Annotated in this window: 29 protein-coding genes and 1 tRNA gene; 17 read left to right on the top strand and 13 right to left on the bottom strand. The window is 56.0% G+C overall.

The window, feature by feature from the left end:
* Positions 1-172: 172 nt before the first annotated feature.
* Positions 173-1279, bottom strand: a complete 1107-nt coding sequence (locus AABF56_RS11470) for an ABC transporter substrate-binding protein (protein WP_272806020.1) — start codon at positions 1277-1279, stop codon at positions 173-175.
* A 302-nt stretch (positions 1280-1581) separates the two neighbouring features.
* Between AABF56_RS11470 and AABF56_RS11465 the strand changes: the two genes are divergently transcribed.
* From AABF56_RS11465 to AABF56_RS11435, 7 genes are all read left to right on the top strand, one after another.
* Complete coding sequence (locus AABF56_RS11465; RefSeq protein WP_244766942.1) at positions 1582-2154, top strand: transglycosylase SLT domain-containing protein; 573 nt, start codon at positions 1582-1584, stop codon at positions 2152-2154.
* A gap of 91 nt (positions 2155-2245) precedes the next feature.
* Complete coding sequence (locus AABF56_RS11460; protein WP_272806019.1) at positions 2246-2755, top strand: GrpB family protein; 510 nt, start codon at positions 2246-2248, stop codon at positions 2753-2755.
* Between the two features lie 105 nt (positions 2756-2860).
* Positions 2861-3214 carry a DUF1428 domain-containing protein gene (locus tag AABF56_RS11455; protein WP_272806018.1) on the top strand — a complete coding sequence of 118 codons (354 nt, stop codon included), beginning with the start codon at positions 2861-2863 and terminating at the stop codon, positions 3212-3214.
* 54 nt (positions 3215-3268) lie between these two features.
* Complete coding sequence (locus AABF56_RS11450) at positions 3269-3397, top strand: hypothetical protein (protein ID WP_256364426.1); 129 nt, start codon at positions 3269-3271, stop codon at positions 3395-3397.
* A gap of 6 nt (positions 3398-3403) precedes the next feature.
* Positions 3404-3826 carry a secondary thiamine-phosphate synthase enzyme YjbQ gene (locus AABF56_RS11445; protein ID WP_272806017.1) on the top strand — a complete coding sequence of 141 codons (423 nt, stop codon included), beginning with the start codon at positions 3404-3406 and terminating at the stop codon, positions 3824-3826.
* A gap of 140 nt (positions 3827-3966) precedes the next feature.
* Positions 3967-4317, top strand: a complete 351-nt coding sequence (locus AABF56_RS11440; RefSeq protein WP_272806016.1) for a nuclear transport factor 2 family protein — start codon at positions 3967-3969, stop codon at positions 4315-4317.
* A 111-nt stretch (positions 4318-4428) separates the two neighbouring features.
* Complete coding sequence (locus tag AABF56_RS11435) at positions 4429-4812, top strand: hypothetical protein (RefSeq protein WP_272806015.1); 384 nt, start codon at positions 4429-4431, stop codon at positions 4810-4812.
* A 421-nt stretch (positions 4813-5233) separates the two neighbouring features.
* Here the strand turns inward: AABF56_RS11435 and AABF56_RS11430 are convergent, their stop codons facing one another.
* A complete protein-coding gene (locus AABF56_RS11430; protein ID WP_272806014.1) occupies positions 5234-5989 on the bottom strand; it encodes an SIMPL domain-containing protein in 756 nt (251 codons plus the stop codon).
* 154 nt (positions 5990-6143) lie between these two features.
* Between AABF56_RS11430 and AABF56_RS11425 the strand changes: the two genes are divergently transcribed.
* Both AABF56_RS11425 and AABF56_RS11420 read left to right on the top strand, forming a co-directional pair.
* A tRNA-Ile gene (locus tag AABF56_RS11425) sits at positions 6144-6219 on the top strand.
* Positions 6220-6490: 271 nt separating this feature from the next.
* Positions 6491-8029 carry a hypothetical protein gene (locus AABF56_RS11420; RefSeq protein WP_272806013.1) on the top strand — a complete coding sequence of 513 codons (1539 nt, stop codon included), beginning with the start codon at positions 6491-6493 and terminating at the stop codon, positions 8027-8029.
* Here AABF56_RS11420 and AABF56_RS11415 read toward each other — a convergent pair.
* Positions 8017-8397, bottom strand: coding sequence for a hypothetical protein (locus AABF56_RS11415; protein ID WP_272806012.1), 381 nt, complete (start codon positions 8395-8397; stop codon positions 8017-8019). The genes AABF56_RS11420 and AABF56_RS11415 overlap by 13 nt on opposite strands.
* A 54-nt stretch (positions 8398-8451) precedes the next feature.
* Positions 8452-8697, bottom strand: a complete 246-nt coding sequence (locus AABF56_RS11410; RefSeq protein ID WP_272806011.1) for a hypothetical protein — start codon at positions 8695-8697, stop codon at positions 8452-8454.
* 587 nt (positions 8698-9284) lie between these two features.
* Between AABF56_RS11410 and AABF56_RS11405 the strand changes: the two genes are divergently transcribed.
* The 5 genes from AABF56_RS11405 (at position 9285) to AABF56_RS11385 (ending at position 13382) form a co-directional block, all read left to right on the top strand.
* Positions 9285-9542 carry a hypothetical protein gene (locus AABF56_RS11405; protein ID WP_272806010.1) on the top strand — a complete coding sequence of 86 codons (258 nt, stop codon included), beginning with the start codon at positions 9285-9287 and terminating at the stop codon, positions 9540-9542.
* Positions 9543-9664: 122 nt separating this feature from the next.
* Positions 9665-11149, top strand: coding sequence for a hypothetical protein (locus AABF56_RS11400; protein WP_272806009.1), 1485 nt, complete (start codon positions 9665-9667; stop codon positions 11147-11149).
* A gap of 332 nt (positions 11150-11481) precedes the next feature.
* The gene (locus AABF56_RS11395) at positions 11482-11736 is read left to right on the top strand and encodes a hypothetical protein (protein ID WP_272806008.1); all 255 of its coding nucleotides are present in this window, start codon (positions 11482-11484) and stop codon (positions 11734-11736) included.
* Positions 11737-11745: 9 nt separating this feature from the next.
* A complete protein-coding gene (locus AABF56_RS11390) occupies positions 11746-12999 on the top strand; it encodes a plasmid recombination protein (protein ID WP_272806007.1) in 1254 nt (417 codons plus the stop codon).
* A complete protein-coding gene (locus AABF56_RS11385) occupies positions 12999-13382 on the top strand; it encodes an Ig domain-containing protein (RefSeq protein ID WP_272806006.1) in 384 nt (127 codons plus the stop codon). Before AABF56_RS11390 ends, AABF56_RS11385 begins: the two co-directional genes overlap by 1 nt.
* Before the next feature lie 62 nt (positions 13383-13444).
* Here AABF56_RS11385 and AABF56_RS11380 read toward each other — a convergent pair whose 3' ends face one another.
* From AABF56_RS11380 to AABF56_RS11370, 3 genes are all read right to left on the bottom strand, one after another.
* On the bottom strand, positions 13445-13735 hold the full coding sequence (locus AABF56_RS11380; RefSeq protein WP_272806005.1) for a hypothetical protein: 291 nt from the start codon (positions 13733-13735) through the stop codon (positions 13445-13447).
* Positions 13732-14001: a hypothetical protein gene (locus tag AABF56_RS11375; RefSeq protein ID WP_272806004.1), complete on the bottom strand. Its 270-nt coding sequence runs from the start codon at positions 13999-14001 to the stop codon at positions 13732-13734. Before AABF56_RS11375 ends, AABF56_RS11380 begins: the two co-directional genes overlap by 4 nt.
* A gap of 206 nt (positions 14002-14207) precedes the next feature.
* Positions 14208-14972, bottom strand: a complete 765-nt coding sequence (locus tag AABF56_RS11370) for a hypothetical protein (RefSeq protein WP_272806003.1) — start codon at positions 14970-14972, stop codon at positions 14208-14210.
* A 206-nt stretch (positions 14973-15178) separates the two neighbouring features.
* Between AABF56_RS11370 and AABF56_RS11365 the strand changes: the two genes are divergently transcribed.
* Together AABF56_RS11365 and AABF56_RS11360 are read left to right on the top strand one after the other, a co-directional pair.
* A complete protein-coding gene (locus AABF56_RS11365) occupies positions 15179-16225 on the top strand; it encodes a hypothetical protein (RefSeq protein ID WP_272806002.1) in 1047 nt (348 codons plus the stop codon).
* Positions 16226-16239: 14 nt separating this feature from the next.
* Entirely contained in the window at positions 16240-16815 is a 576-nt protein-coding gene (locus AABF56_RS11360) for a GNAT family N-acetyltransferase (RefSeq protein WP_272806001.1), read from the top strand.
* Here AABF56_RS11360 and AABF56_RS11355 read toward each other — a convergent pair.
* The 4 genes from AABF56_RS11355 to AABF56_RS11340 all read right to left on the bottom strand — a co-directional run bounded on the left by AABF56_RS11355 (position 16773) and on the right by AABF56_RS11340 (position 19770).
* A complete protein-coding gene (locus AABF56_RS11355) occupies positions 16773-17306 on the bottom strand; it encodes an ATP-binding protein (protein WP_272806000.1) in 534 nt (177 codons plus the stop codon). The genes AABF56_RS11360 and AABF56_RS11355 overlap by 43 nt on opposite strands.
* Positions 17306-17725: a hypothetical protein gene (locus AABF56_RS11350; RefSeq protein WP_272805999.1), complete on the bottom strand. Its 420-nt coding sequence runs from the start codon at positions 17723-17725 to the stop codon at positions 17306-17308. The genes AABF56_RS11355 and AABF56_RS11350 overlap by 1 nt, the downstream gene beginning before the upstream one ends.
* Positions 17703-18755 (bottom strand): N-acetyltransferase, encoded by a 1053-nt coding sequence (locus tag AABF56_RS11345; protein WP_272805998.1) that lies wholly within the window; start codon positions 18753-18755, stop codon positions 17703-17705. Before AABF56_RS11345 ends, AABF56_RS11350 begins: the two co-directional genes overlap by 23 nt.
* Before the next feature lie 508 nt (positions 18756-19263).
* On the bottom strand, positions 19264-19770 hold the full coding sequence (locus AABF56_RS11340) for a nucleotidyl transferase AbiEii/AbiGii toxin family protein (protein WP_272805997.1): 507 nt from the start codon (positions 19768-19770) through the stop codon (positions 19264-19266).
* Here AABF56_RS11340 and AABF56_RS11335 point away from each other — a divergent pair.
* Positions 19744-20882 (top strand): IS3 family transposase gene (locus tag AABF56_RS11335; RefSeq protein WP_168168997.1). Its coding sequence is split into 2 segments (ribosomal slippage): positions 19744-20002 and positions 20002-20882, totalling 1140 coding nucleotides; the frame shifts between segments, so codons are not numbered across the junction. The two genes, AABF56_RS11340 and AABF56_RS11335, sit on opposite strands and share 27 nt — an antisense overlap.
* Here AABF56_RS11335 and AABF56_RS11330 read toward each other — a convergent pair.
* On the bottom strand, positions 20848-21930 hold the full coding sequence (locus AABF56_RS11330) for a hypothetical protein (protein WP_272805996.1): 1083 nt from the start codon (positions 21928-21930) through the stop codon (positions 20848-20850). The two genes, AABF56_RS11335 and AABF56_RS11330, sit on opposite strands and share 35 nt — an antisense overlap.
* Before the next feature lie 307 nt (positions 21931-22237).
* A complete protein-coding gene (locus tag AABF56_RS11325) occupies positions 22238-23164 on the bottom strand; it encodes a recombinase family protein (protein WP_272805995.1) in 927 nt (308 codons plus the stop codon).
* Between the last annotated feature and the right edge of the window lie 28 nt (positions 23165-23192).

Raw genomic sequence — 23192 nt, 5'->3', positions numbered from 1 at the left:
GACCATGACGGAGGAGAGGCGAGGCGGACGTCGCCAAACAAAAACGCCGGGGCTCTCGCCCCGGCGTCAGATTCGCCGGTAAACCCAGCCCCACCCACTGCCGTCATCCTCGGGCCTGACCCGAGGATCCACGCGGCATGTGGGGCGTTTTCCGTTCCTGGCATCTTTCGCTTTATTCGGCGGCGACGATCTTGCCGTCTTCCCACTTGAAAAGCGAGAAGCTCTGCGAGGTGAGGTCGCCGTTCTCGCCATAGGTCAGCTTGCCGATGGCGGTCGGGATGGCTTCGCCGGACTTCAGCGCTGCCGCGACGGCGGCCGAATCCTCTGCGCTGCCGGCCTTCTCGATGCCGGCCTTGAGAACCTCGACGGCGGCATAGGCATTGAGCGTGAAGGCTTCCGGCGGGATGCCCTTTTCGTTGAGCACGGCGACGGCGGCCTGCGAATCGGGGCTCTTCAGCGCGTCGGAGGCATTGGTGAAGAGCGTGCCGGCAGCCGCTTCGTTGCCGATCGCCCAGTATTCGCTGTTCGACAGGCCTTCGCCGCCGATGATCGTGGCGTTGACCGCGAGATCCTTCAGCTGGCGGGCGAGCAGGCCGCCTTCCGGATGGTAGCCGCCGAAATAGATGACCTCGACGCCATCGGCCTTGAGGCGGGTGATAAGCGCGCTGAAATCCTTGTCGCCCGGGGTGACCGAGTCGTAGAGCGCCTCGGTGACGCCGCCCTTGTTGAGCGCGGCCTTGAAGGCGTCCGCCAGACCCTTGCCGTAGGCGCCCTTGTCATGGATCACGGCGACCTTCTTGTCCTTCAGGCTCGCCAGCACATAGGCGGCGGCAACCTCGGCCTGCTGGTCGTCGCGCCCGCAGGTGCGCAGCACGTTCTCGAGGCTGCGGGCCGTCAGGTCCGGCGCGGTCGCCGTCGGGGTGACCATCAGCACGCCGTTTTCAGCAAAGACGTCGGAGGCCGGGATGGCGACGCCCGAGGTCACCGGGCCGACGACGAAGCGGATGCCTTCGCCAACGATCTGGTTGGCGGCCGAAACGCCCTGCTTGGGCTCGCCCGCATCGTCGGCCAGCTTCAGGACGACCTGTTCGCCGAGAATGCCGCCGTTCTTGTTGATCTCGGCGACGGCCGCTTCCGCGCCGTTCTTCACCTGGTCGCCATAGGCGGCGACCGGGCCGGTCAGCGGGGCGACGAGGCCGATGACGATGTCCGCATGGGCGAGCGGGGCAAAGGCGACGGATGCGGCGAGCAGGGCGCCGGCAAAAATCTGCTTCTTCATGGGGGGTCTCCTCAACTGGGGCCATCGGGCGGCCCGGTCGCAGATGCTCACGCGTCCGGACGGCGCTTGCCGGATTCCGATGCGGAGCGGGTTCTTTCACGGTCCGGAACAATCGTTCACGAAAGGCCGGCGTGCTGCAGATTGATTAGGCCGGAAGGGGAAAAAGCGCAACAAAATAATGCATTTGCATATTTGATGGGCGGATCACCCGCGTGAATGGAAGGCAGTATGCGGCATTTGAATCAAAACGGATTGTTAAGATTTACGATTTATAAATATCCGGGAAATTCTGAGGAACTGCGATGCGTTGCGTTTTGATCGTCGTCCTCCTGTTGCTTGCCGGATGCGCGTCTGTTCCGCGGCAGACGCAGAATGCCTGCGCCATCTTCGAGCAACGTGACGGCCTGTTCGACAACTGGCGGCGCGCCGCCTACCGCGCCGAGCGGGAATATGGCGTGCCCGTTCCCGTGCTCATGGCGACGATCTACACGGAGTCCGGCTTCCGGCACAATGCGCGCCCGCCGCGCACGAAGCTCTTCGGCTTCATCCCCTGGAAGCGGCAATCGAGCGCGCTCGGCTTCTCGCAGGCGCTCGACGGCACCTGGGCGCAATACAAGCGCGTGACCGGCCGCTGGGCCGCCAACCGCACGGATTTCTCCGACGCGATCCGCTTCATCGCCTGGTATCACGCCGAGAGCAACCGCAGGAACGGCATCGCCCTCAACGACACCTACCGCCTCTACATCGCCTATTACCACGGCCATGCCGGCTATTCGCGCGGCAACTGGAGCGGCACGGCCAAGGCCGGCGCGAAGCGCGCGTCGAACATGGCGGTCAGCTATTCGCGACAGTTGAAGAATTGCGGAGCGTGGTAGGCAGGACGGATTGCCGCTACGATGTTCCGCGTTTCGGCCGTGCACGCTGGTGTTTCCGCGCGCAGCTTCCATCGGGACAAGGAGATCGGCTTTGCCCACTCCCGTCATCGTCGTCGGTTATGACGCGGCATGGCCGGATTTGTTCGCGGAGATTGCAAAGTCTCTTCGGGCACTGCTCGGCGATGCCGTCAATGCAATCGACCATGTCGGAAGCACTGCCGTGCCGGGGCTTGCCGCCAAGCCAATCATCGATATCGATGTGACGCTTTGCGGCCGGGAACTGATCGAGCCTGCCTGCCAGCGCATTGTGCAGGCGGGCTACGGCGCGCGGGGAAACCGCTATGACGACGATATGTGGGCCTTTCTGGCAAAACGGGAGCCTGCCTGCCGTGTCTATCTGTGCCCACCGGGAAATGAAACGCATCGCAAGCGCTTGGTGTTTCGTGACAGGCTGCGTCAAGACGGGGCGCTTCGTGAGGCCTACGGCGCGTTGAAGCAGCAACTTTCCAGACGGTTCTTTCTGGAGGGAGATGCCTACACCGCTGCAAAGCGGGATTTCATAGAGGCGGTGATCCGCAACGCTCCTCCGCCGCGCTGGTAGGTTCAGGCTTCTGCCCGCCCGTCATCGCATAAAATTACGCGCCCTTGTCGGATCGGCCTTCCGACACACGTCCTTGACATGTCCAAACCCAAGAAGGAGACGATCATGACCTATGTCGATGGATTCCTGCTGGCCGTGTCGAAGGCCAATCTGGAGCGGTACAAGGACATGGCACGCACGGCGGGCGATGTCTGGAAGGAGCTCGGCGCGATCGATTATGTCGAATGCATCGGTGACGACGTGCCCTATGGCGAGCTCACCTCGTTTCCCCGCGCCGTTCTGGCGAAGGACGACGAGGTGGTGATCTTTTCCTGGGTCACCTATGAATCGCGCGCGAAGCGCGACGAGATCCTTGCCAAGGTGATGGCGGACGAGCGCCTGAAGGGCGACAAATGGAAGGATGTCTTCGACGGCAAGCGCATGATCTACGGCGGCTTCGAGGCGGTCGTCGAGTTGTGAGCCGGGGGGAAGCAGGCTAAACCCTTAATCCGGAACCGGAAGAAAGGACACGCCATGACGAACCTCTACTACGCGATCGTCGGATCCACGACGGACACGAATATGGGCCTGGCGCGCTTCATGGGCGTCATCCTCGCCTTCATCGTGGTCGTCGGCACCCTGTTCTGGGCCATCGGCGGCTGACGCGCCATGGCGCAGACGATCGTGACGGTCCCGACCCGCGGGCAGGGGCTCTACGAATTCACCGGCGAGGCCGCCGCCTTCGTGCGGGGCGCGGGCATGGAGCAGGGGGTGCTGACGGTCTTCGTCCGCCACACCTCCTGCTCGCTGCTCATCCAGGAAAATGCCGATCCGGATGTCCGGCGCGATCTCGACCAGTTCTTCCGCCGGCTCGTGCCGCCCTCGGACGATCCCGCCATGCGCTGGATCGTGCACACGCTGGAGGGGCCGGACGACATGCCGGCCCATATCAAGGCGGCGCTGACAGCCGTCTCGATCGGCATTCCGGTCGTCGGCGGCCGCCTCGCGCTCGGCACCTGGCAGGGCCTCTATCTCTTCGAGCACCGCGACCGGCCGCACCGGCGCGAAATCGTCCTGCATCTCGGCCCTTGACGGAACCGGCCGGCACGATGGAACGTTCCTGCGGCGATCCATCCCGGAGCGTGTCGCGATTGCGTTCCGGGTCCTGTTCTCGCCTGTCGCCGGCGAACGCCCGGCGGGCGCCCGCGCGGCGGATTTCGAAGGAGATGTTCATGGCGAATACCGAAAGCATCAACCATGCCGTCATCGAGGCCTTGAACGCCCGCGACTTCGCCGCCCTTGCCGGCAAGGTCCACGAGGATGTCTCGATCTCCGGCATCGGCGAGGGCATGGACAATGGCCGCGCCGCGCTGCGCGATCGTCTCGCCCGGCATTTCGAGTCCTTCGACGAAAGCTATGGCGACGCGCTGGTGATGAGCGATGCGCTCGGCAACAATGTCGCGATCCGCCTGACGGCGCGCGGCAGGTCGGCGGCGGGCGATGCCTATTCGAAGGAGAAGATCCTGCTGCTCGAGCTCGAGGACGGGGCCATCACCCGCATCGCCTTCTTCACCGGTTCATGAAGTTGAACGGAGGCTGAACGACGGCTTCGGCCTCCGTTCAGCCTCGCGCCCCTAAGGTCTCCTCAATCGCCGGACGAAACGGCCCGGCCGGTGTGAACAGGAGATCCCCCGATGACCCGCTTTCTGAAAAAATCCCTTCTTGCCGCCGTTCTCGGCCTCGGCGCGCTGACGGCTACGATGCCGGCCGCCTCCGCCGCCAATACCGAGCTGTCGATCGAGCAGGTCGGCTATCGCAACGGCTTCTTCGAGATCCGCGACCATGACGGGCGCCGCGATCGCTGGGACCGCCGGAACGATCGCCGCCATGGAAACTGGGGCGGCCGCGGACGCTGTGATCCTCGCCTGGCCATGGTGAAGGCGCACGATCTCGGCCTGCGCCGCGCCCGCATCGCCGATGTCACGCCGCGCAAGGTCGTCGTCGAGGGCTTCCGCTACCAGGGCTACGGTCGCATCGTCTTTGCCAACGACCGCTATTGCCCGGTGCTCTGGCGCTGAGCGGAAAGATCGGTTGCCGGCCTTTCCCTGAACGCCGCCCGCAAGGTTACCCCCGGCCGGCGAGCGGCCGCCCTCCCGGTTTCGCCGGGAGGGTTTTTGCGTTTTGCGCCTCACCATTCCCGGCAGGACCGTAGGACCGCAGGCCGTGGAACGAAGGGCGTGCGGCCTGCCTACTCTTCCGGCGGGTGGCGATACCGTGCGATGGCGATTGCCCTTGGGCGGGATGGAAGCATGCTGTTCACGGTGAAGGCGCCGCCGCGAAGAGGGCTTGCAGGGTAAGGGTACCCGCGCGCTTCCTGCTGCAGGATACGGGGGCGAGGCCTTTCCCTGCGGATCGTCCGCACCCGTTTCACGGGCAATCAGCTAGGACGAAAAAGGGCCGGTTGCCCGGCCCTTTCGAGAAAGCGTCGTTCCGCGCGGTTCAGCTGCCGAGCGCGAAGGTCACGTTGACGGTGACGGAATAGCTGTTCTCGCCGGTGGCGAGCGGCACGGCACCGCCTTCGGCATAGTCCTTGGCTATGGCGCGCATCATCGGCATGGGTTCGGCCCGATAGGTGGTTTCGGAGATTTCCAGCACGCGGCCGAGGCCGACGCCGGCGGCATCCGTCAGTTCCTTCGCCTTGGCCATGGCGTTCTCGACGGCCTTCTTGCGCGCCGCGCTGACGGCGGCATCCGGCTTGTCGTTGACGAAGCGGATGCCGTTGCCCTGGTTGGCGCCGAGCGTCACGGCCTTGTCGAGGATCTCGCCGAGCTTGGAGAGATCGCGCACGCGCAGCGTCACCGTGTTGGTGACCTGGAAGCCGATCAGCACCGGCGGCGGGTTCTCGCCGGTCGAGCTCTGCGGATACTGGTATTGCGGGTTGATCATGAAGCCGGAGGTCTGCAGGTCGCGATCTTCGATGCCGGCTTCCTTCAGTGCGGCAAGGATGTCGGCCATCGCCTTGTTGTTGGCATCGAGCGCCTCGCGGGCCGTCTTGGCGTCCTTGACGACGCCGAGGTCGATCAGGGCCATGTCGGGCGCCATCTCCGCGCGGCCTTCGCCGGTGACGACGATGGTCGCCTCGCGCGGCTTGGCGCTGTCCTCAGCCCGCGCGGCCATCGGCATCGCAGCGGCAAGAGCAAGCGAAAGCGCGACAAGGCTGGCGCCCGTGCGGCGGCCCAGGGTTCCGTAGAACATAAAGAAAATCTCCTGATGGTTGCGTCCCTTGCGCCGTTCTTCGCCCGTGATTGTGTAGAGAATACGGCGACGCTTGTGAGGTCCGCCGAATTCGTCTAGACGGTCTCTACGCGTCGGCCGCCATTGACCGACGCCCCCGGCCATCAGCCGGGACGGGCCTGTAGCTCAATGGTCAGAGCCGGCGGCTCATAACCGCTTGGTTGGGGGTTCGAGTCCCTCCGGGCCCACCAATCGCCATAAGGCCTTGATTTTAAACGAGAATTTTCAAGGCATTTTTCCACCGTACACGGCGAAATACACCGCTACGTACACATTTCGAGCCAGATTGAGAGGCTTGAAGTGTATTTATGGAAACGCGAAAGTGGATTCACGTATCAGCAAAGAATTCCCGCTAGCGTCGAATCTCAACTTGGGAAATCACCCATCCGCGTGAATTTGGGGCCACTTCCTGCTGCTGCGGCACGGAAAAGAGCAATAATTTTGTCGGGTGCGGCCATGAGAATGATGGACGATCCGACCATGACGAGAGAAACCCTTTCTCATAGCCTCAAAGCTTTGAATGCGGAGCTTGAGGAACTGCGCCGACGCCATTTTCCGCTTGGTTTGAGGGTCACCAGCCGACTTCAACAAGCCAAAGAATTCGAATCTGAAGGCGACCATGAGGCCGCCCAAATATACCGCCGTCAAGCGAAGGAACTGTCAGCACAAAGAGCTTCTCTGCAAGATTTCAAACAAAGACTTCAGACGATTTCGGACGCGCTTTCAAAAGATTCCGTGGCATGGGAGGCGGAGCGCGACACATTTCAGTCTGTCGTCCGCACCCTCGGTTCTTTGGGTGCACAGGTTCAATCGCCCCAAAATCAACCTATCCAGCAGCCTCAACCTCAACCTCAACCTCAATCTCAACCTCAGCCTCTCGAACATCGGGATGAAAGAACTGTAACTGCTTCCACCAAACTTAGCGTAGCAGGTCGTGTCATCCTCGATTCTCGAAAAGATGCGCTGGACAAGGGAAACAAGGATAAGGTGCGCTATGAGGAGCGGCTTGAAAACACGTTCGCGGCATTCCTGAACGTGGTTGGCGATCATCCTCTCAGCTACTATTTGCCTATCCATTTGCAAGACTTTGCGACGGCCATGGCAAAGCTTCCCACAAATCGTACGAAGTACCCCATTTTCGCCGGGCTGAGCCTTAAGCAGATCGGCGCAAAGAATGACAAATTGCCTGACGGACAGCGGATTAAAAGCCTGTCTCAAACGACGGTCAAAGAACATGTGGCCCAAATCAAACTTATCTGGGAAAAAGCGACGGCCGGTGTCTCAGGAATTCGTGACATCCGATCATTCAAGGTGACAATGCCTGCTGCCGCAACACCTGCCATTGATCGGGAGGGCCTGCCTCCGACGTCTCTGAATACATGGCTGGCAGATAGCGTCACTCCCAAGATGATGCGGAAGCCGCATAAAGCTTGGTTGCCTCTTGTTGGTTTTCTGACAGGGATGCGGCTTTCTGAAATCGTCTATTTGCAATCATCTGACATGGTAACTATTGAAGGGAACGAGGTTTTTGACTTACGGCTTCCACTGATCATTGATGGGAAGCCGGTCGACAGGCCCCTGAAGACGAAGACGTCTGTCCGCATTGTTGCAATCCATCCATTGCTTCGTGATTGCGGTTTCATTGATTTCGCAAAGAATCAGCGTGGCCGGGGTGGGTTTGTTTTCCCTCATTATCATGGGGCTAATGACCCTGCTGACGCTGCCCAGAAACAGATGGGGAATTGGATGGTGGCCCTCGGTATTCACGAGACACAGCGGCAGGTGTTTCATTCCTTGAGGCATAACGCAAAGTCATGGTTCCGCATCAATGTTGGCGATAGCCTTGCGGACAAGCAATGTGGTCACGCGGCATCTTCCGTAGGGGCAAAATACGGGTTCAAAGCACTGGAGCCCGAAGAGGTCCAAAAGATAATGTCTATCCCGGCCCCACGTGGCGTAGATTTCTCACCGTTCATGGACTGGCGGCGTCAGGCGGAATAGCCGGGGGCATTGCCCCGCTTTTCACTGTGGGATTCCGCTTCGATTGAATTGCGAACGAAGGCTAGGAGATCGCTGTAACCAGCGATGCGGTTCTCTAGCCCACGTTTTTTGGCGGAGAGTGCACGCCACATCGAGTTTTGCTCAAGCTCCATCCTTCGATTGAACTCATAGTCGCTTTCTTCATAAGCGCCAGCGGTCATTGTGTACCATGGGCACGTCCGCAAGAATGCGTAATATTCGTCGATATATGGCTTCAAAGCCGCTTCGACAGATATTAGTTCCGACTTCTTTGCCGCAAGATACGCGATAATCTCAGGCAATGCTTTATTGTATTGTTCTATTTTATCCCCTTCGATTAAAGTTTCCATGTTGATCCTCGTACGTCGACCTTTGATTATGAATGATTGTGATTCTAGGCGTCGTCACTGTAAAGGCGTTGCCATACGGTCAACCGCCCGTAGCCCATCCCGCTTGATTTCGGCCTTCAATGCCGCCGCCGCTCCGGGCAGCCGGGATTTGCGGACGAGCCTCTTGTCTGCGCTTCCGTGTGCTTGAATGTAGATCGCCGCGACGTAGCAGAGGATGCCGCCGTTTTGGTCCGTCTCGCAAACCTCGACAACCTCGATATTAACCGTCAGCCCTTTGATTTTCGTGGTTTTATGGCGCATTGAAATCTCCGCTTTCTGATTGAATTTATTGAGAAAAACATAGCAGAAAACGGGATTCCTGAGAATCCTGCAGGTAAATTTGATGCCGGTTTTGGGGTAGTGTCCGTTAATCGGAATGTTTGGATTTTACTGATTTTTGGAAGAGAACGTTTGTCGTAATATCGGCGGCAGGCAGGGGTTGACGGCCAGCGCGGCGACATAGACTTGTTCAGGTCAGGTCAAAATGGCCTGACCGTGGCCGCAGGCCGAACCAGTCGCCGCGATGGCTGTCACCGAACGAAAAGGTTCCATGTCTATTTTCTCTCTGGTCCGCCACGCGGATCGGATCGAGACAAGCGGCTCGATCCGAAGGGCAAGAGAATATCGACATGGAAAAGAGCGAGGCTACCCCTGCCGGAATTCCAGCGTCTCGCCGTCATGTGAGAAAATGTCAACAATTACAGAATGATGAGATTATCCTTACCCGAGAAAATCGTTGACAAGGGCGAGGGTTGCGGTGACGCTTTTACATCGACAATTTGGAAATCGTTATGTCACAGCCTCAATGTTTCGACCGTCTTAGTCTTCTGCGCCAAATGGACACCGAAATGACCGCTGCAATAAAAGCATGCACGGTGCAACATCGTGTCGTTCGCGCATTGCGATCCGCATACATCCAGGCTCTGGAAAACAACGTCCGTTGCTTAGGAATTTCCGAATTACCGCATTCGGCGCAAGACATAGCCGCCCAACGTATACGCATCGACCTGGAGGAAGGTCGAGCAATCGAGATTTCTGAAACTTTGCTTGAATTGCAAAATCAGCGGCTTTCTCTGCGGTCCGCTTTGACGGTTGACGCCGACTGATTTTGCTCTGAGCATAAAAAAACCGACGTCATAGGGTTAGCGGCCCTCGGTCGGTTTTTGCAGGAATGTTAGATAATGATGAACAGTCTTTTCGACATTGTAAAGCCGCCGTTGACGGCTGAGTGACCGGGGGGCTGGCAAATAGCCCAGCCCAGAACCTTCAGTCCTCCCATTTTTCCAAAAGAAATGTTGACATTATTTCGGAGCCTCAGGGTTTCGATTACGGTGCGTTCGGTGCGCGCCAGCACATAGAAAATCTCCATCCGAACAATTCACGTGGCGGACTCCGCAATGGCGTCGTCAGCTTCGCGCAGCGGGTGCGCGGGCAGGAAAAGCCGTGGAAAGAGTGGACCGTTCCGGTAGGCGGCGGCGCGATCATGGAAGCCGAACGGGTCCTCCAGCAAGACAACCGAACAGATTTGTACGTGTCGCAGGCGGCTTTCTGGAAATGGCGCTCCATCTCACAGTTGACGGCGATTGGTGCATGTTATGCAGACCTTGATTACCACAATGTCGCCCGGTGGCGCGCCAAAGCTCCCAGAGATGTTGCTGGTGCCGTTGTCGGTCATCTAGAGGAGGCGATGATCCCGCATCCGTCCTACATTTTATCGACGGGCCGAGGTCTTGTTTGTGTTTGGTTGTCGGAATTGCTGCCTCGTACTGCCCTACCTCGGTGGAATGCCGTCCAGAAGCGCCTAGGATTGGTTTTAGAGCCATTCGGAGCGGACAAGCGGGCATTGGACGCTGCACGGGTATTTCGGCTTGTAGGAAGCGAAAATTCCAGTGCAGACCGAGATCGGTGCAAAGTCGGCATGGTTTGGTGTCACGGTTCGCCTGAAACACCGACACGTCACGATTTTGGGACGCTTGCAGATGAAGTCTTACCCGTCACCCACGCTGAATTAATTTCCCTCCGCGCTGAGCGGGCTAAGCGTAAGGCGGAAGGCAAGGATAAGACAGGCCCGGCGGTACATCTGTCGGCGGCGACCTATTGGGAAACGGTTCTCACCGATCTTCAACGACTTCGGGCGCATCGTTATCCAGAGGGCACTCTGCCGGAAGGCCAGCGTGACGTATGGTTGTTCATGGCGGGCGTGGCCATCTCATGGATTTCTCCAGCGGAAGTGCTTGGTCGAGAAATCATATCGCTCGCGAACGAGGCGGCGGGATGGCGCGACAGTGAAACGAAATCCCGCATGTCCGCCGTTATCAAGCGAGCGCGGCAGGCAGCGGCAGGACAGACGATTACGTTCAACGGTCGTGAGGTCGATTGCCGTTATCAGGTAAAGGCCAACACCATTGTCGAATGGCTGGGGATCGATCCGGCGGAACAGCGCGCGGCATGTTTACGGGTGTTGGTCGACCAAGACCGGAAACGGGAACTCTCCGTTGAGCGCATGGAAAAGTCGCGGCGTGAGAGGGGCGTGAAGGATCGGACCGGACAGCAGGCGGCAAGGTTGGAGATGGGCGGTATGGCGCTATATCTGCAAGCAACGCAGGGCATGCGCCGTGACGACCTAGCAGCCCATTTCAACGTGTCGGCGGGGCAGATTTCCAAGGCCATGGCTGAGGCACGCCAAGCGCGCCAAAGACAAGGAAAATTATGATTTTCCCATGACCGGGGGACAAAGCCCCCCGGACCCCGTGGAAGGTAAACACCATACACCGCATCACTTCGTGACGAACGCTGATTTTCCAGCGTTTCGGCTTGTCAGCCATGGGCTGGCAATGGGTCGCACGGCCCGAGCCTCGAAGGGGGTTCCCGAGAGGGTCTCCACGAAGTGGCCTCCATGGAATGGTTCCCCTGAAGGGGCCGATACTATCGAAGATAGTGCCAGTCGGTCACTATATCTTTCATTCCGGTGCCCAAAAGCGCTTTGCGCCCATGGTTTTCATGACCACACTTATCAGGAGGAAATTCCTATTTGAGGAGGGGGCGATGTATGAGTACCAGCGACTGATTAAAATTAAAGGCGAATTGGGGGATTCGTCGGGACTTCTTAGAGCAATTCGACTGCCCGGCTCTTGGTATGCCGTCATCTGGGAGCACTCGAAACGGTATGCTTCCATGAACCAGGATATCACTGCGCAGAACGGCGTCGGTGATATGACGGACGACGAATTCTTGTTTCACGTCCAGCGTGTCTTTTGGTTCACATTCGGCATTGATTTCATTTATCCACGTTTAGGCTGAGGCCCTGCCATGGGCTATCAGTTCGTGCATCTAGAGGGCTATGCTCGCAAGGCGGACGCGAAGGGTCGGGACACGAATTTCATCTTTGGCGAGGCATCCCGTCGCCCCGAAGCTTCGGTTCATGTTGCGAGTCCTGCTCCACCTATCATTGTGCATGGCCTCAAAATTGAAGAAGTACAGGAATTGCACGATTCTGCTGCGGCCTCGGCTACGGTCGCTGTTAAAGGCGGAAAGACCCGTAAACTCCGATCCGATCAAAAAACACTTCACACGGTCGTCGCCAGCCATCCTTACACCATGAACGAAATCCGCGCCGATCCCGACAAGCGCCGGGAGGCGGAGGCGTGGGAGAAGCGGACAGTCGAATGGTTGCGACACCAGTATGGTGATGATCTGCAATCCGTGATCCGCCACGAAGACGAGTCCCATTACCATATCCACGCATATGTCGTGGCAATCTCCGATCCCGAGTTGAAAGCGCAGAAGCACCATCCCGGCGCGACCGCAAAGCGTTCCGTGATGGATGCTGGCCCAATCGATGGCGAGGATCAAAAGGCACTCATGAAGCGTGCCAATGCGGCATACACGGCAACAATGCGCGCATGGCAGGATTCCTACCACGAAGCAGTTGCCGTACCTTCCGGCCTTACGCGCCTTGGCCCGCAACGTCGTCGCCTGTCGAGGGACGAATGGCAGAGGGAACAAGTACAAGCCCAGGCACTGAAGAAGACAATTGAAAAGGCGAAGATCGTCAAAGCCAACGGCGAAACCTTTATCGCCAAAACGAAGGCTGACGCCGCCACGGTTGCCGCCGACGCTGCCCGCCAACAGGAGGTGGCTCGCAAAATAACCGCCGCTGCGCTGGCCGCGCAAGATCGCGCACGCCAGGAGCAAGAGCGGGCGCAGGCGGCGATGGCATATGTCGCCAGGTACAATGGATGGGCCGGTCGCTTCCGGGCGGTTTGGGATGGCCTGCGGAAATCAAAACTAGCAGAAAGAATCCGCTCTGAGTTGAAGGGCGAAATCGACCGCTGGCGGGATATCGCGCAGACTGCCGAGCGAAAGCAACTTGAGGCTGAGCGCCAGCGCTTCGACGCAGAGCGGAAAGCGCGTGATGCGCAAGACGCGGCGATGCGCGCTGGAATCGAGCGCGACCGGCTGCGGTCGATTCTTTCTCCGGCCTCCGATCCGGCCTCGCCGGACCTGTCACCAGGGCCAAAACTGGTACTGAAACCCAATTTTCAGAAAAAGGAAAAAACGTAATGCGCAAAGTGATATTTGTCGCCGTGATTCTGATCGCATCCAGCGCGACCGCTGGCGAAATCGTCTGGCGATCTCCGACGAGCGGCACACTGACCCCTGTTTCTGATCCTGCACCCCCGCTGGAACCGGAGCAATCTGTTTTCGGAATTCGTTACGAGCCCATCCAGGTTGCCGCCGGGACGGTCGTCTACGCTATGCCGATTGGCGATGTCAGCGGATACGTGTTCGCTTCGGGAAATCCACTGCCGCCCGGCCTGACGCTCGATCCAATTACCGGCAAGATTACCGGTCTTGCGGCGGTCGCAGGAAACTACAACGTCACCATACGCGCGCAACGGGACGGCTTCTATTCGGAGATGGTGATCTCGATCACCATCTCCTGATGCGCTCTCTGGCTCGGAGCGGGAGGGGGCGGGGAACGTTGGAGCCGTCCCCCGCACTCACATCATCCGATCCGTTTGCTGGCGACATGGAGATACAGCACACCGCTACTTTCGGAGACCTTCGGCCACCCTCGCCCAAGACATCCACCACACCGTTCCTTTGCCACCTGCATCATGTCGGCGGCCGTAAATGGGATGGCCTGTTCATCCGCATGATCCCAAGCGGTCATGGCCTGTTCCTGGATGATCTTCGGCACTACGCAAAGGCGGCATCGGCCTTTGGCCTTGGCAACCGCAAAATGCGTGATCGTGTCGTCATCGATGACATCATGGTCTGGTGCCAGCTCCATCATTGTGCGGCACCACTCATCGACCGCACGAGCTTGCCAAGCTCAGCAGCAGGTACAGGAGTAAACGGGATTTTCGGCTTCTTCGTCTCCGCCTCGGACATGAGGTAGATTGAGCCGTTTGCAGCCGTGATACGGATGTCCGCCTTTTCGTAACGGAAAACGTTCTCTCGTCGCTTCGGCTTCCAACTGGTGAAAGCCGCAATGGCGTCACCAGTGTCGAGCATCGAATTCTGGATCACGTCCGCAGATATGTAGATTGTACTCACCATGCCAGGCCCCTTTTCGTTGTGGACGACGAATAGGTATGAGAGGAAAATCATTCCGTCAAGTGGTGTTTTTTAGCAAAGGAATTCTTCATAAACTCAAAAAAAGTCATTTTCTTCTAAATTCCTTTGAAGCGGTCGAATTTTCGAGAGAACTCCTTGCAACGAATAATCGGCAGCTCTTCGACCAAGGAATTCTCGGAAAAATCCTGTCAATTTGGCTCGGGAATTCCTTGCTCGCCGTCGTTTTTCCGTGACAATTCCTTTTCCCTCCGCGCCTCTTCGGCCTCGCGCTGCTTGCGGAATTCCCATCGGACTGCTGCGGACTGAAAATTCCTGACGATATCGGCGCTCGAATTTGCCCGGCACATCAACAAGTCAGCGGGGTCCGAGGCGTAGGCTTCGTCTAGATAGCGGTGAGTTTCAGGTGGCGACATGAGCTTGAGGGCCTTAAGGGCATCGCCTTGCCAACGCTGGTCCGTCAAGTCGCTCATGACCTCGCCTACGAACGGACGATAGCCCCACAGCTGATATCGCGTTGGGAAAAACTCGCGATCTGGATCAGACTTCCACGCTTCTTGAAGCTCGGCCTTTCGGCTCACACAAATACCGCGCTCCTTCAGCATCCGGTTCCACCGCTCATACGAATAGCCGTCGCAATGATCGCCGTGGCCGGGGGCTGGGGCGAAGTCCTTGTTTGGGTCCGGCGTCCAGTCTGTCGGGTCTGCTATGGGATCGGACCGATACGAAACCGAGCGTGTGAAAGCTGCGAAGAGGGATTCCTGCATCGCGAGCACGGCCAGCAAGAAAAGCAACAGCATGCGTTGACGCCGTTTTCGCGCCTCTTCGATCTGACGGCGCAGGCGTTCGATGCGCCTGCAATATTCGTCTTCTCGCCGTTGTCGTTCGCGGCGTCGTCGTTCTTCGTTTTTCTTATTTTTTTCTTTTTGTTTTAGCGTAAGCGGGTAATGGTCCATGGTGATCCTCCGTTTCCTGTAGGATCGCCTTCATGAATTGCAACACACAATAGCCGGTCTTTCACGTTGCGTAGCCTCCCTAAGGTTCATCGTTTTTTCGTGCCCTTGCGGTTGCGTTTGAGTTAGAAATACACCCGATAGATTCGGATCGCGCGGGGGCGAGGGTGGACACAATTAAGAGTAGGCTTCAGGAAAGAGCAGGCAGCATGGCGGTCTGGTGTGTTGCCGATGGCGACGTTGCGGGCACCACCATGGAGACGCACTTCAATTTTTGGCGCATTGCTGGGGATAGGGATTTCAAAGGTCGCCCTCAACGCCCGCCAAGAGACTTCCTTGAGATTGGTCTGTTGATCAAGAATCCAGCTCCAGTACAGCGCATAAATGTGTATTTGCCCGTTGATGTAGAGAGACAATCAATACAAGACGCGGGCGTCCAGTTGGCTCAGACGTCCGTTGCGCAAGGAATTTTCAACGAGAAGCTTCAATGCGTTGTCACACCGGCTCCGGCAAGGATTGAGTTAAAAAACGGTGATAACCTGTTTTGCCGGGTTCATAAATTCATCGAGCAGAATGGAAACCTAGACCCTTCCCATCTTTCTTTAGATAAGTTTTCTGACGGCACTCTCCTTTCAATCGAGAAGGTTGCGATTGAATCTGTTAGCGTTCAGATCAAGGCCGATGAGAGTATTTACTTCAGGTTGAGGGTCTATTTGCCGAGTGGGAAATCCAGTCCATTCATTCACGTCATAACGCCAATTGACCGTAAATTTCAAAGCGGTTTCGAGGAAATCGAGTATATCGACTTTCGCTTCAATGAGCTTCGTACACTGCCGCCACAGGTAGAAAACAAAATTCGCGCTGACGAGAAACAAGGAAAGGTTAATATCAGTCTTGTGGCATTTCTTACAGCTTTTCCAGTTCATTCCGAGCTGTCTGCCAGCAGTATTCAATGGCACAAGAATAGACTTCTTGAGCATGATCCATGGGACGACTATGTGCCAAGCGGCATTCCAGGAGGAATGGTCGTTTATCATTGGAAGAAAGAAGGCAAAGACGGACAGGGGGTTGCAGATTTCTCATCTTTCGTCAAACTTCACACACGCAGGAGCGGCCGCAAGATTTTACTCACCTATCTGGTCGTCGCATTTTTGTTCGGATTGTTTGGTAATTTGGCGGCTTCTGGCGTTCTCGGGTGGTTTTCGAGCGATACTAAAGCGACGGTTGACCAGATTTCTGACGCCCTCGATAAATGAGGAATATCCCAGCAATGATCTTCAATGAAGATACAACCTCATTGATTCCGCTGTCAGTCAACACCCGGCCTGCAAGGAACCTCTCACTGTCCGACCGCGAGCAGGAAGCGTTGCAGTTCATAAGCGGTTTGTCCGAAGACTATCCAGATATTCAAAGCTGGTATGTTAGTAAGGTTGTGCCGGGTCTTCGGACAGGGACAAGATTTTTGCTCCCCATACATCGTGACGGGGAGTTGGTCGCCGTGGGAATTGCGAAGAACGACGGCTTCGAGCGGAAGATATGTACCGTTCGCGTCGCGCCGTATCATGCTGGAAGAGGCCTGGGGCTGCGGGTGTTTGATGGACTATTGAAGTGGCTGGATGACGATCATCCCGGCCTGACGGTCAGCGCCACAAAGCTGCCCGCATTCGAAAGAATATTTGACTGGTACAGATTTAGGCTCACCGGTGTGGAAAGCGGCCTGTACGTACCGGGTAGGCAGGAAATTGGCTATAATGACGCAATTTTTGCGAAAAAGGATGGTCAGAATAAAGTTCTCGAACCGGTTCACGATAGAAATCTTATCGCCTCGCCCAAATCTGTTCCGTGACTTGCGTCGATGACCAACAGTCGGCAAGGAAGCAGTTCGGCGTAGGACTCGGCGGCTCTTAACGCATTCGTTTGCGATTTTTCGATTTCTTGCGGGACGACATTCCTTGTATCTCCTCGTGAGAGGCGTCGCTCAGAGATCGTCTCACCAGAGGCTTTGAAAAAAATCAGTCCATCCGGCTTCATAGCTGCGATTACATCGGCAGGAATGATGACCTCATGCCCGCCAACGTAAACAAGGCTATGCGCATCTAAGAGCATCAATGATACAGGAGTTTCAGATCGGATCACGTTCACCATATCAACGAGGACATGCTGATCCTGAATTACCTCGTTGGTGGAACGCGTTCCGGCGGTTTCGCGATGAAGCCGCAATAGGGCGCTCGCTGAAAAATGAACAACATCATCGTTGCCGCTCGCGTACTCCGCACAAACGGTAGTTTTTCCTACCCCCGACACCCCGAAAACAATCATGAGCTTCGTGTCGAGCATTACCAGAACTCTAGTTGGTCCTGGCATACGGCTTTTCTCCGCTCATCTTTCATGTACATGTAGGACTGAGGAGGAGTAAAATTGTCTAAAACTTCCTTTGGATCAATGTATTCCTCGTATTCTCGCACTTCGCCGATTTTCAGGGCATAAGCAATTTTTCGGTCTGAGAAATATTGATCGAAAAAATCTTTTGTAATTCCAGAGCCGTATCGAGTTTTCTCCCATATTTCTTCGGGAGCGTCTTCCAATATTGTGTCGATATCAAATTCACCAACAATACGGCCAACTGGCATCGTACAATATACAACGACCGTCGTAACATCCTTGCGGGCAAAGACTTTCCTTCTGAACTCAAATGTTTTCACGCCTTTAAATATGTTTTCAACGTGCTCTGGATTAATCGATAACAATACCTTCATGTACCTTCCCCAATTCGATGATTTTTTGGAATTGAGCCTCACTCAAAGGCTTTAAATCCCAACGCGGTTGTTCTGGTACATCAGCCAGTTCCATGAGGTTGCCGCGCGTGATCCGCTTATTGAACGCAACGTTATAGGTCATCTTGACCGTGTAGAGCCTGCTCCAAGACACGTACATGTCCTTAAGTTCGCCTTCGGTGAAGACGCTGTGCGGCTTGGTGTACTCAAGGAATTCATCAAGGGAAGCGAAATCCTTACGCCGCCGTGTTTCCTCCACAACGCATATTGAGGTCGCAACGGAGCGATAAAACGCGGGTCCTTTGTTGTCGGAAGTCCTGTACATAATAACCGCATCCCCCTTTTTCATACGAGTTAGCGGCAGCTTTGCGACGTAGATTTTGTGTATGGTGTTCGTGTAGGAAACGTCCTGCACGATCTCCTTTGGTTCGTTGTTCAGGATTAAGTCTGGTAAGAATCGTGAGTGAAACTCAGGGTAAACTGCTAGAAGCCAGAGGTTTGCGTGGGAAATTCTGATGAATGGATAGGACTTCAACATATCCATTGAATGTTCTGTCAGCGAACGAGAAAGTACCAATTCGACGCCGTTCTTCGTCGTCTTTGTGCCAGTCTGTTCGAACCCATAGCGGGAAAACAATTTTATGAGGCTTTCGTGAACATCGAAAACCGTCACGTAAATTCCTGTCGCCCCCACATCCAAAGCCGTGTCGAATATTTTCTTGATAACTCGTTCGCCGAGTTTGGTCCCTTTGCCCTCAATTTTCAGCGTGCCTACCTTCAGCCAATGACCATCGGGAAGATGAGGATCAACGTCCGTCACCGGGCCATGTTCCGACTTCAGATAGATCATGCCGCTTAGGCTCTGATGCTCATCCACCACGACATAAACATCTTCTTCCGCCTTGCCGTTGAACCAGGCTGAGAACTCGTCATAGCCAGCTTTCAAGCTATCAAAAAAAGGGTCGTTAAGAGATAAATTCTTGAATTTTGTAAGTAATAGCGTCCGCGCCATGAAACTCCCCGTAATCCTCCCATTGGCGAATAGCATTTGGTGCGAGTCTATCGATGTGTTCTATAGTGACTTGACCTTGCACGACGCTTGTCCACTGAAAAGTGCGCTTTTTGGTTGCCTCTCGGAGAATGCATGATAGCGCGGGAGCCGAGTGGAAAACTGGCCGGTGTCACGATAGTCGAAGGGGCATTGGCCAGTGTCTGCTGACAGGCTGACTCGCTAAACTATGTTGACATTTTCAATAACTGGCGTACACAGAAGCAAGCTCGAAAACGTACCCAAATACCCCACAAGGCTTTGTTTTCGTTTCTAATCTAGGCTTACGCCGATGCGCCCGCTTCCTCCCTCCGGGCCCACCATTTCTGTGCTGTTCGCCACATACATTTGAACTTTCGCCACGAAAACTGAGCAAAATCCACCTAGAGATGCGCAACTAAGGTGGATTAAAAAGTTCATAAAGTCCTCGTCTTCTCGTTAATAGATGCCACGAGCGACGTCAATATATTAGCTACGTATTCTTGAGCCGTTGTTGCTCTACGTTAACGAGATCAAAGATGTTCGACTGCCGGAATACTCGACGAACCTCGCGAAACACGGTTTCAAATTGAGGTGTTGAACTCATTTGAGGATCAAGCCTCGTCGACCACGTAGCTTTCAGAGCTTTTTCTTTCCTTGAAAAGGCCTCATCCAGTTCCTGCGCATTTCTGCCTCGAAATACGAGCTTCTGGGCAATTGGATTTGCCAGTTCGGCAAGATCGATCCCGAATTCACTTTGAAGTTTCCAGATGTCGAAAAGGTCTCTTGGCTGATTTCTGGCTCTGTCTGTGAGAGCGACGATCTTCTCAGTCGCAATCTCCTCCACTGAATATGTCTTTACCGTCTCGCTAGGAGAGAAATCAAAGACAGAGCTGGCTCGGGAAATCTGCACAGCGGGGATAAGTGGAGTTTCTGCCTGACTTCGGCTTAGATGCCGGGAACAGGAGAGACCATGACGAGACGACCGCGCCGGAACCATAGCCCGGCTTTCAAGGCGAAGGTGGCACTTGCCGCCATCCGAGGTGAGCAGACGCTGGTGGAGTTGTCCCAGCAGTTCGATGTGCACGCCAACCAGATCAAGCAATGGAAAGACCAGCTCCTTGAGGGGGCGACAGGTGTGTTCGGCGATGAAACGAAAGCGGAGCCGTCGGGTCCGACCATCGATGTCAAAACGCTGCACGCGAAAATCGGCGAACTGACACTGGAGAACGATTTTTTATCCGGTGCGCTCGGCAAGGCGGGATTGCTGGGCGGAAAGAAATGATCGACCGCGAGCACAAGCTATCCGTCGTGCGCCAGGCGAAGCTTCTCGGCTTCAGCCGTGGCAGCGTCTACTATCTGCCTCGTCCGGTGTCTGACGGCGATCTGGCCCTTATGCGCCGGATTGACGAATTGCATCTCGACTACCCCTTTGCCGGAAGTCGGATGTTGCAAGGGCTCTTGAGAGGAGAAGGTCTGGAGACCGGGCGGCGACACGTCGCCACGCTGATGAAGAAGATGGGCATCGAGGCGATCTACCGCCGCCCGAACACCTCGAAACCAGCGCCAGGGCACAAAATTTATCCCTACCTCCTACGAAAGCTGGCAGTCACCCGGCCCAATCAGGTGTGGGCAATGGACCTGACCTACATCCCCATGGCGCGGGGATTTGTCTATCTGTGCGCCGTCGTGGACTGGTTCAGCCGGAAGGTCTTGTCATGGCGGTTGTCGATCACGATGGAAGCAGCCTTCTGCATCGAGGCGGTGGAGGAGGCACTTGCCCGTCATGGCAGGCCGGAAATCTTCAATACCGACCAGGGATCGCAGTTCACCTCCATCGACTTCACCGCCGTGCTGAAGAGGTCACAGATTGCCATCTCGATGGATGGCAAGGGTGCGTGGCGAGACAATGTCTTCGTCGAGCGGCTCTGGCGTTCGATCAAATACGAGGAAGTCTACCTCCATGCCTACAAGACTGTGTCCGAGGCACGCGCTGGCATCGCCCGATATCTGAACTTCTACAACACCAGACGCCCACATTCATCCCTTGACCGGCGGACGCCGGATCAGGCCTACTTCAACGCGCTGACACCAATGATGGTGGCGGCATAATCGAGGCGGAAATCCACTTAGCGAAACGCCCGAAGCTGTTCAGACAAACCGAGCCACCTCTCACACGATGTACCTGCGCCATCCAACTACCCTTGTTGGATTTGCGGCAAATCTCCCGCTTATTCCTACTGCAGCATTCACATTTCCAGTCATCCCCGACGGCGTCCCAGGTGCCACGTCCCTGCGGCATCGCGGCGACCATTGCCTCGAACTCGGCATCAGTAGGGGCGAGCACCCGTTTTGGCTTGAGACGCTTTGGCCGAATAGATTGCCCTGCACCATCGTTGGAGATCGAGCGTGCATCCAGCAAGGTCGATAGTGTCTTCTCGTAAAGCTGCGGAAGGGCTGCCCTGATTTGCGTCAGGAAAAAGTGGCGATCTTCAAACGGCATAACGACGGTGCGACGTGACTGATCACGCCGATGCTTTCCATCTGCGAATCTCGCGGCCATGCGGCGAGAGAAATCGACCCGGTCGGCAAAGTCATCCTTTGCGTCCAGCCAAAATTCGTTTGCAACGCGGAGGTTGACCTCATGGAGGGTGTTGGGGACCGCTCGAATAAATTCTGAAATTTCCGCAGGTGTAAACGTGAAGTTCGGATCAATTTGCCCCGATAGCAAACGCTTCGCTTCTCCGTCTGCAGCATTGCAGTCGGCGCATATAATGGTAGCACCGAATCTTTCCACAAAGATCAGCAATGCGTCTTTCGCATTCGCGATCTGTTCGTTTAGCAGTCCATCGCCGTCCACTTTTGGATTTGATGCATCGAACAGCTTACGGGCGTGATCACCTAAATGGTCGTGGTGCATCTCCAATCGACACAAAAGGACTCCGTTTGAACCAACGCGCGCTATCTCCGGCTTCGTGCGTCGGCAACATGGGCAGTTCCACCCCGTCCATGTTGCCGCCCACCAGCAATTTAAGTCCAGTCGGTCAGTATTGAACCGCTGAAGGAGCTTTCTTGTTTGCTCGCTCCATCGACCATCACGATCACCGGCAAAGTCGGACAGTTGCTCATCCGTCATCGCTTCAATGTCAGGCACTTCCACGATAACGCTTCGTTTAATAGCCACTTACCCACCTTGCATCAGCCGAACCACTTTCGATATACCATTGGCTCAAGAAGAACAAAATGGCAACATAAAGTTAAATTCGACAGGAGAGCTATTCCTACGAAAGACAGTCGGCGTAGGATGATCGACGTGTTCACTATCCTACGCTGGATTCGATAGGACAATTACAAGGGCAGCGCCAACTACGAGCGCAACGATGACAGCAACTCGAATCCATTCGGAACGCAGCTACTGACGTTCGGAAGAGCCGACCCGAGTGATCACTGCCCGATAGTAATGTCAATTACACAGAACTCCGAATAAGAGGTGCGTTCGACAAGCAGCGAGACCGGTTGGCTCCCTGCCTATCCTTCACCTTTTGCCAAAGCACGCCACTGACGATGCGAAGGTCGGGTATTTCAACGACGACATGCTCTTCCGTGGGATTGGGTCTGGAAACCCTGCGTTCAGTGGCAGGATTCTTGCGATACTCCAGGCGATTGAAAATGAGCCGACCGACATACAGTTCGTTGTTTAGTATGCCTGTACCCCGGTTCCGATGCCCACGGATTGCCGTACCTTGCCAAGGCTTTCCACGTGGTCCCGCGATTCCAAGCTGGTTCAGTTTTGCAGCAATAGCGTCGGGCGTCAGCCCCTTGCTAAACTCGTTGAAGATCGTGACGACGGTCTCCGCCTCTTTCGCATCAATGGTCCGCAGACCACGTATCAGATTCCCTGTCGCGTCGTACTCTTTGATCACGCGATAGCCATAGCACAAGCCGCCTGGAATGCGGCCACCTTTCGCGACCGTTTTCATTCCTTCTCGTGTCCGGTACCGCGTTTGCTCTATCGTTTCCTGGCTGAGGACAGCTCGGATTCCCAGCTCGATAGCCGAAACGGCACTTCCGCCCTGGACGGTCCACAGTTCCACATCGTGAAACTGTAGCAGTTTCAGGATTCTGGCGCTATGTTCCAAATCACGAGATAGGCGATCTAGGGTAAGGCACAAAAATACATCGCACGCATGCTGCTGGGCCGCAAACAAAGCGCCTTGTAAACCCGGGCGTGTTTCGTAGTTCGCGCCACTGATCCCGGCATCGACAAAACTGTCGATCAACTGCCATCCTTTGGCTTCGATCATCGCTTTTCCAAGGTCAAGCTGTGTCTCGATGGAAGCAGGGTTCTGTTGATCGGTAGAATATCTCGCATATAGCAAAACGCGCTTCACCATCGATTTTTCCCGCCACCGTCCTTCAAAG

Source organism: Shinella sp. WSC3-e (assembly GCF_945994535.1).
GTDB classification, from domain to species: domain Bacteria; phylum Pseudomonadota; class Alphaproteobacteria; order Rhizobiales; family Rhizobiaceae; genus Shinella; species Shinella yambaruensis.
This window is presented reverse-complemented; position numbering and strand designations above follow the sequence as displayed.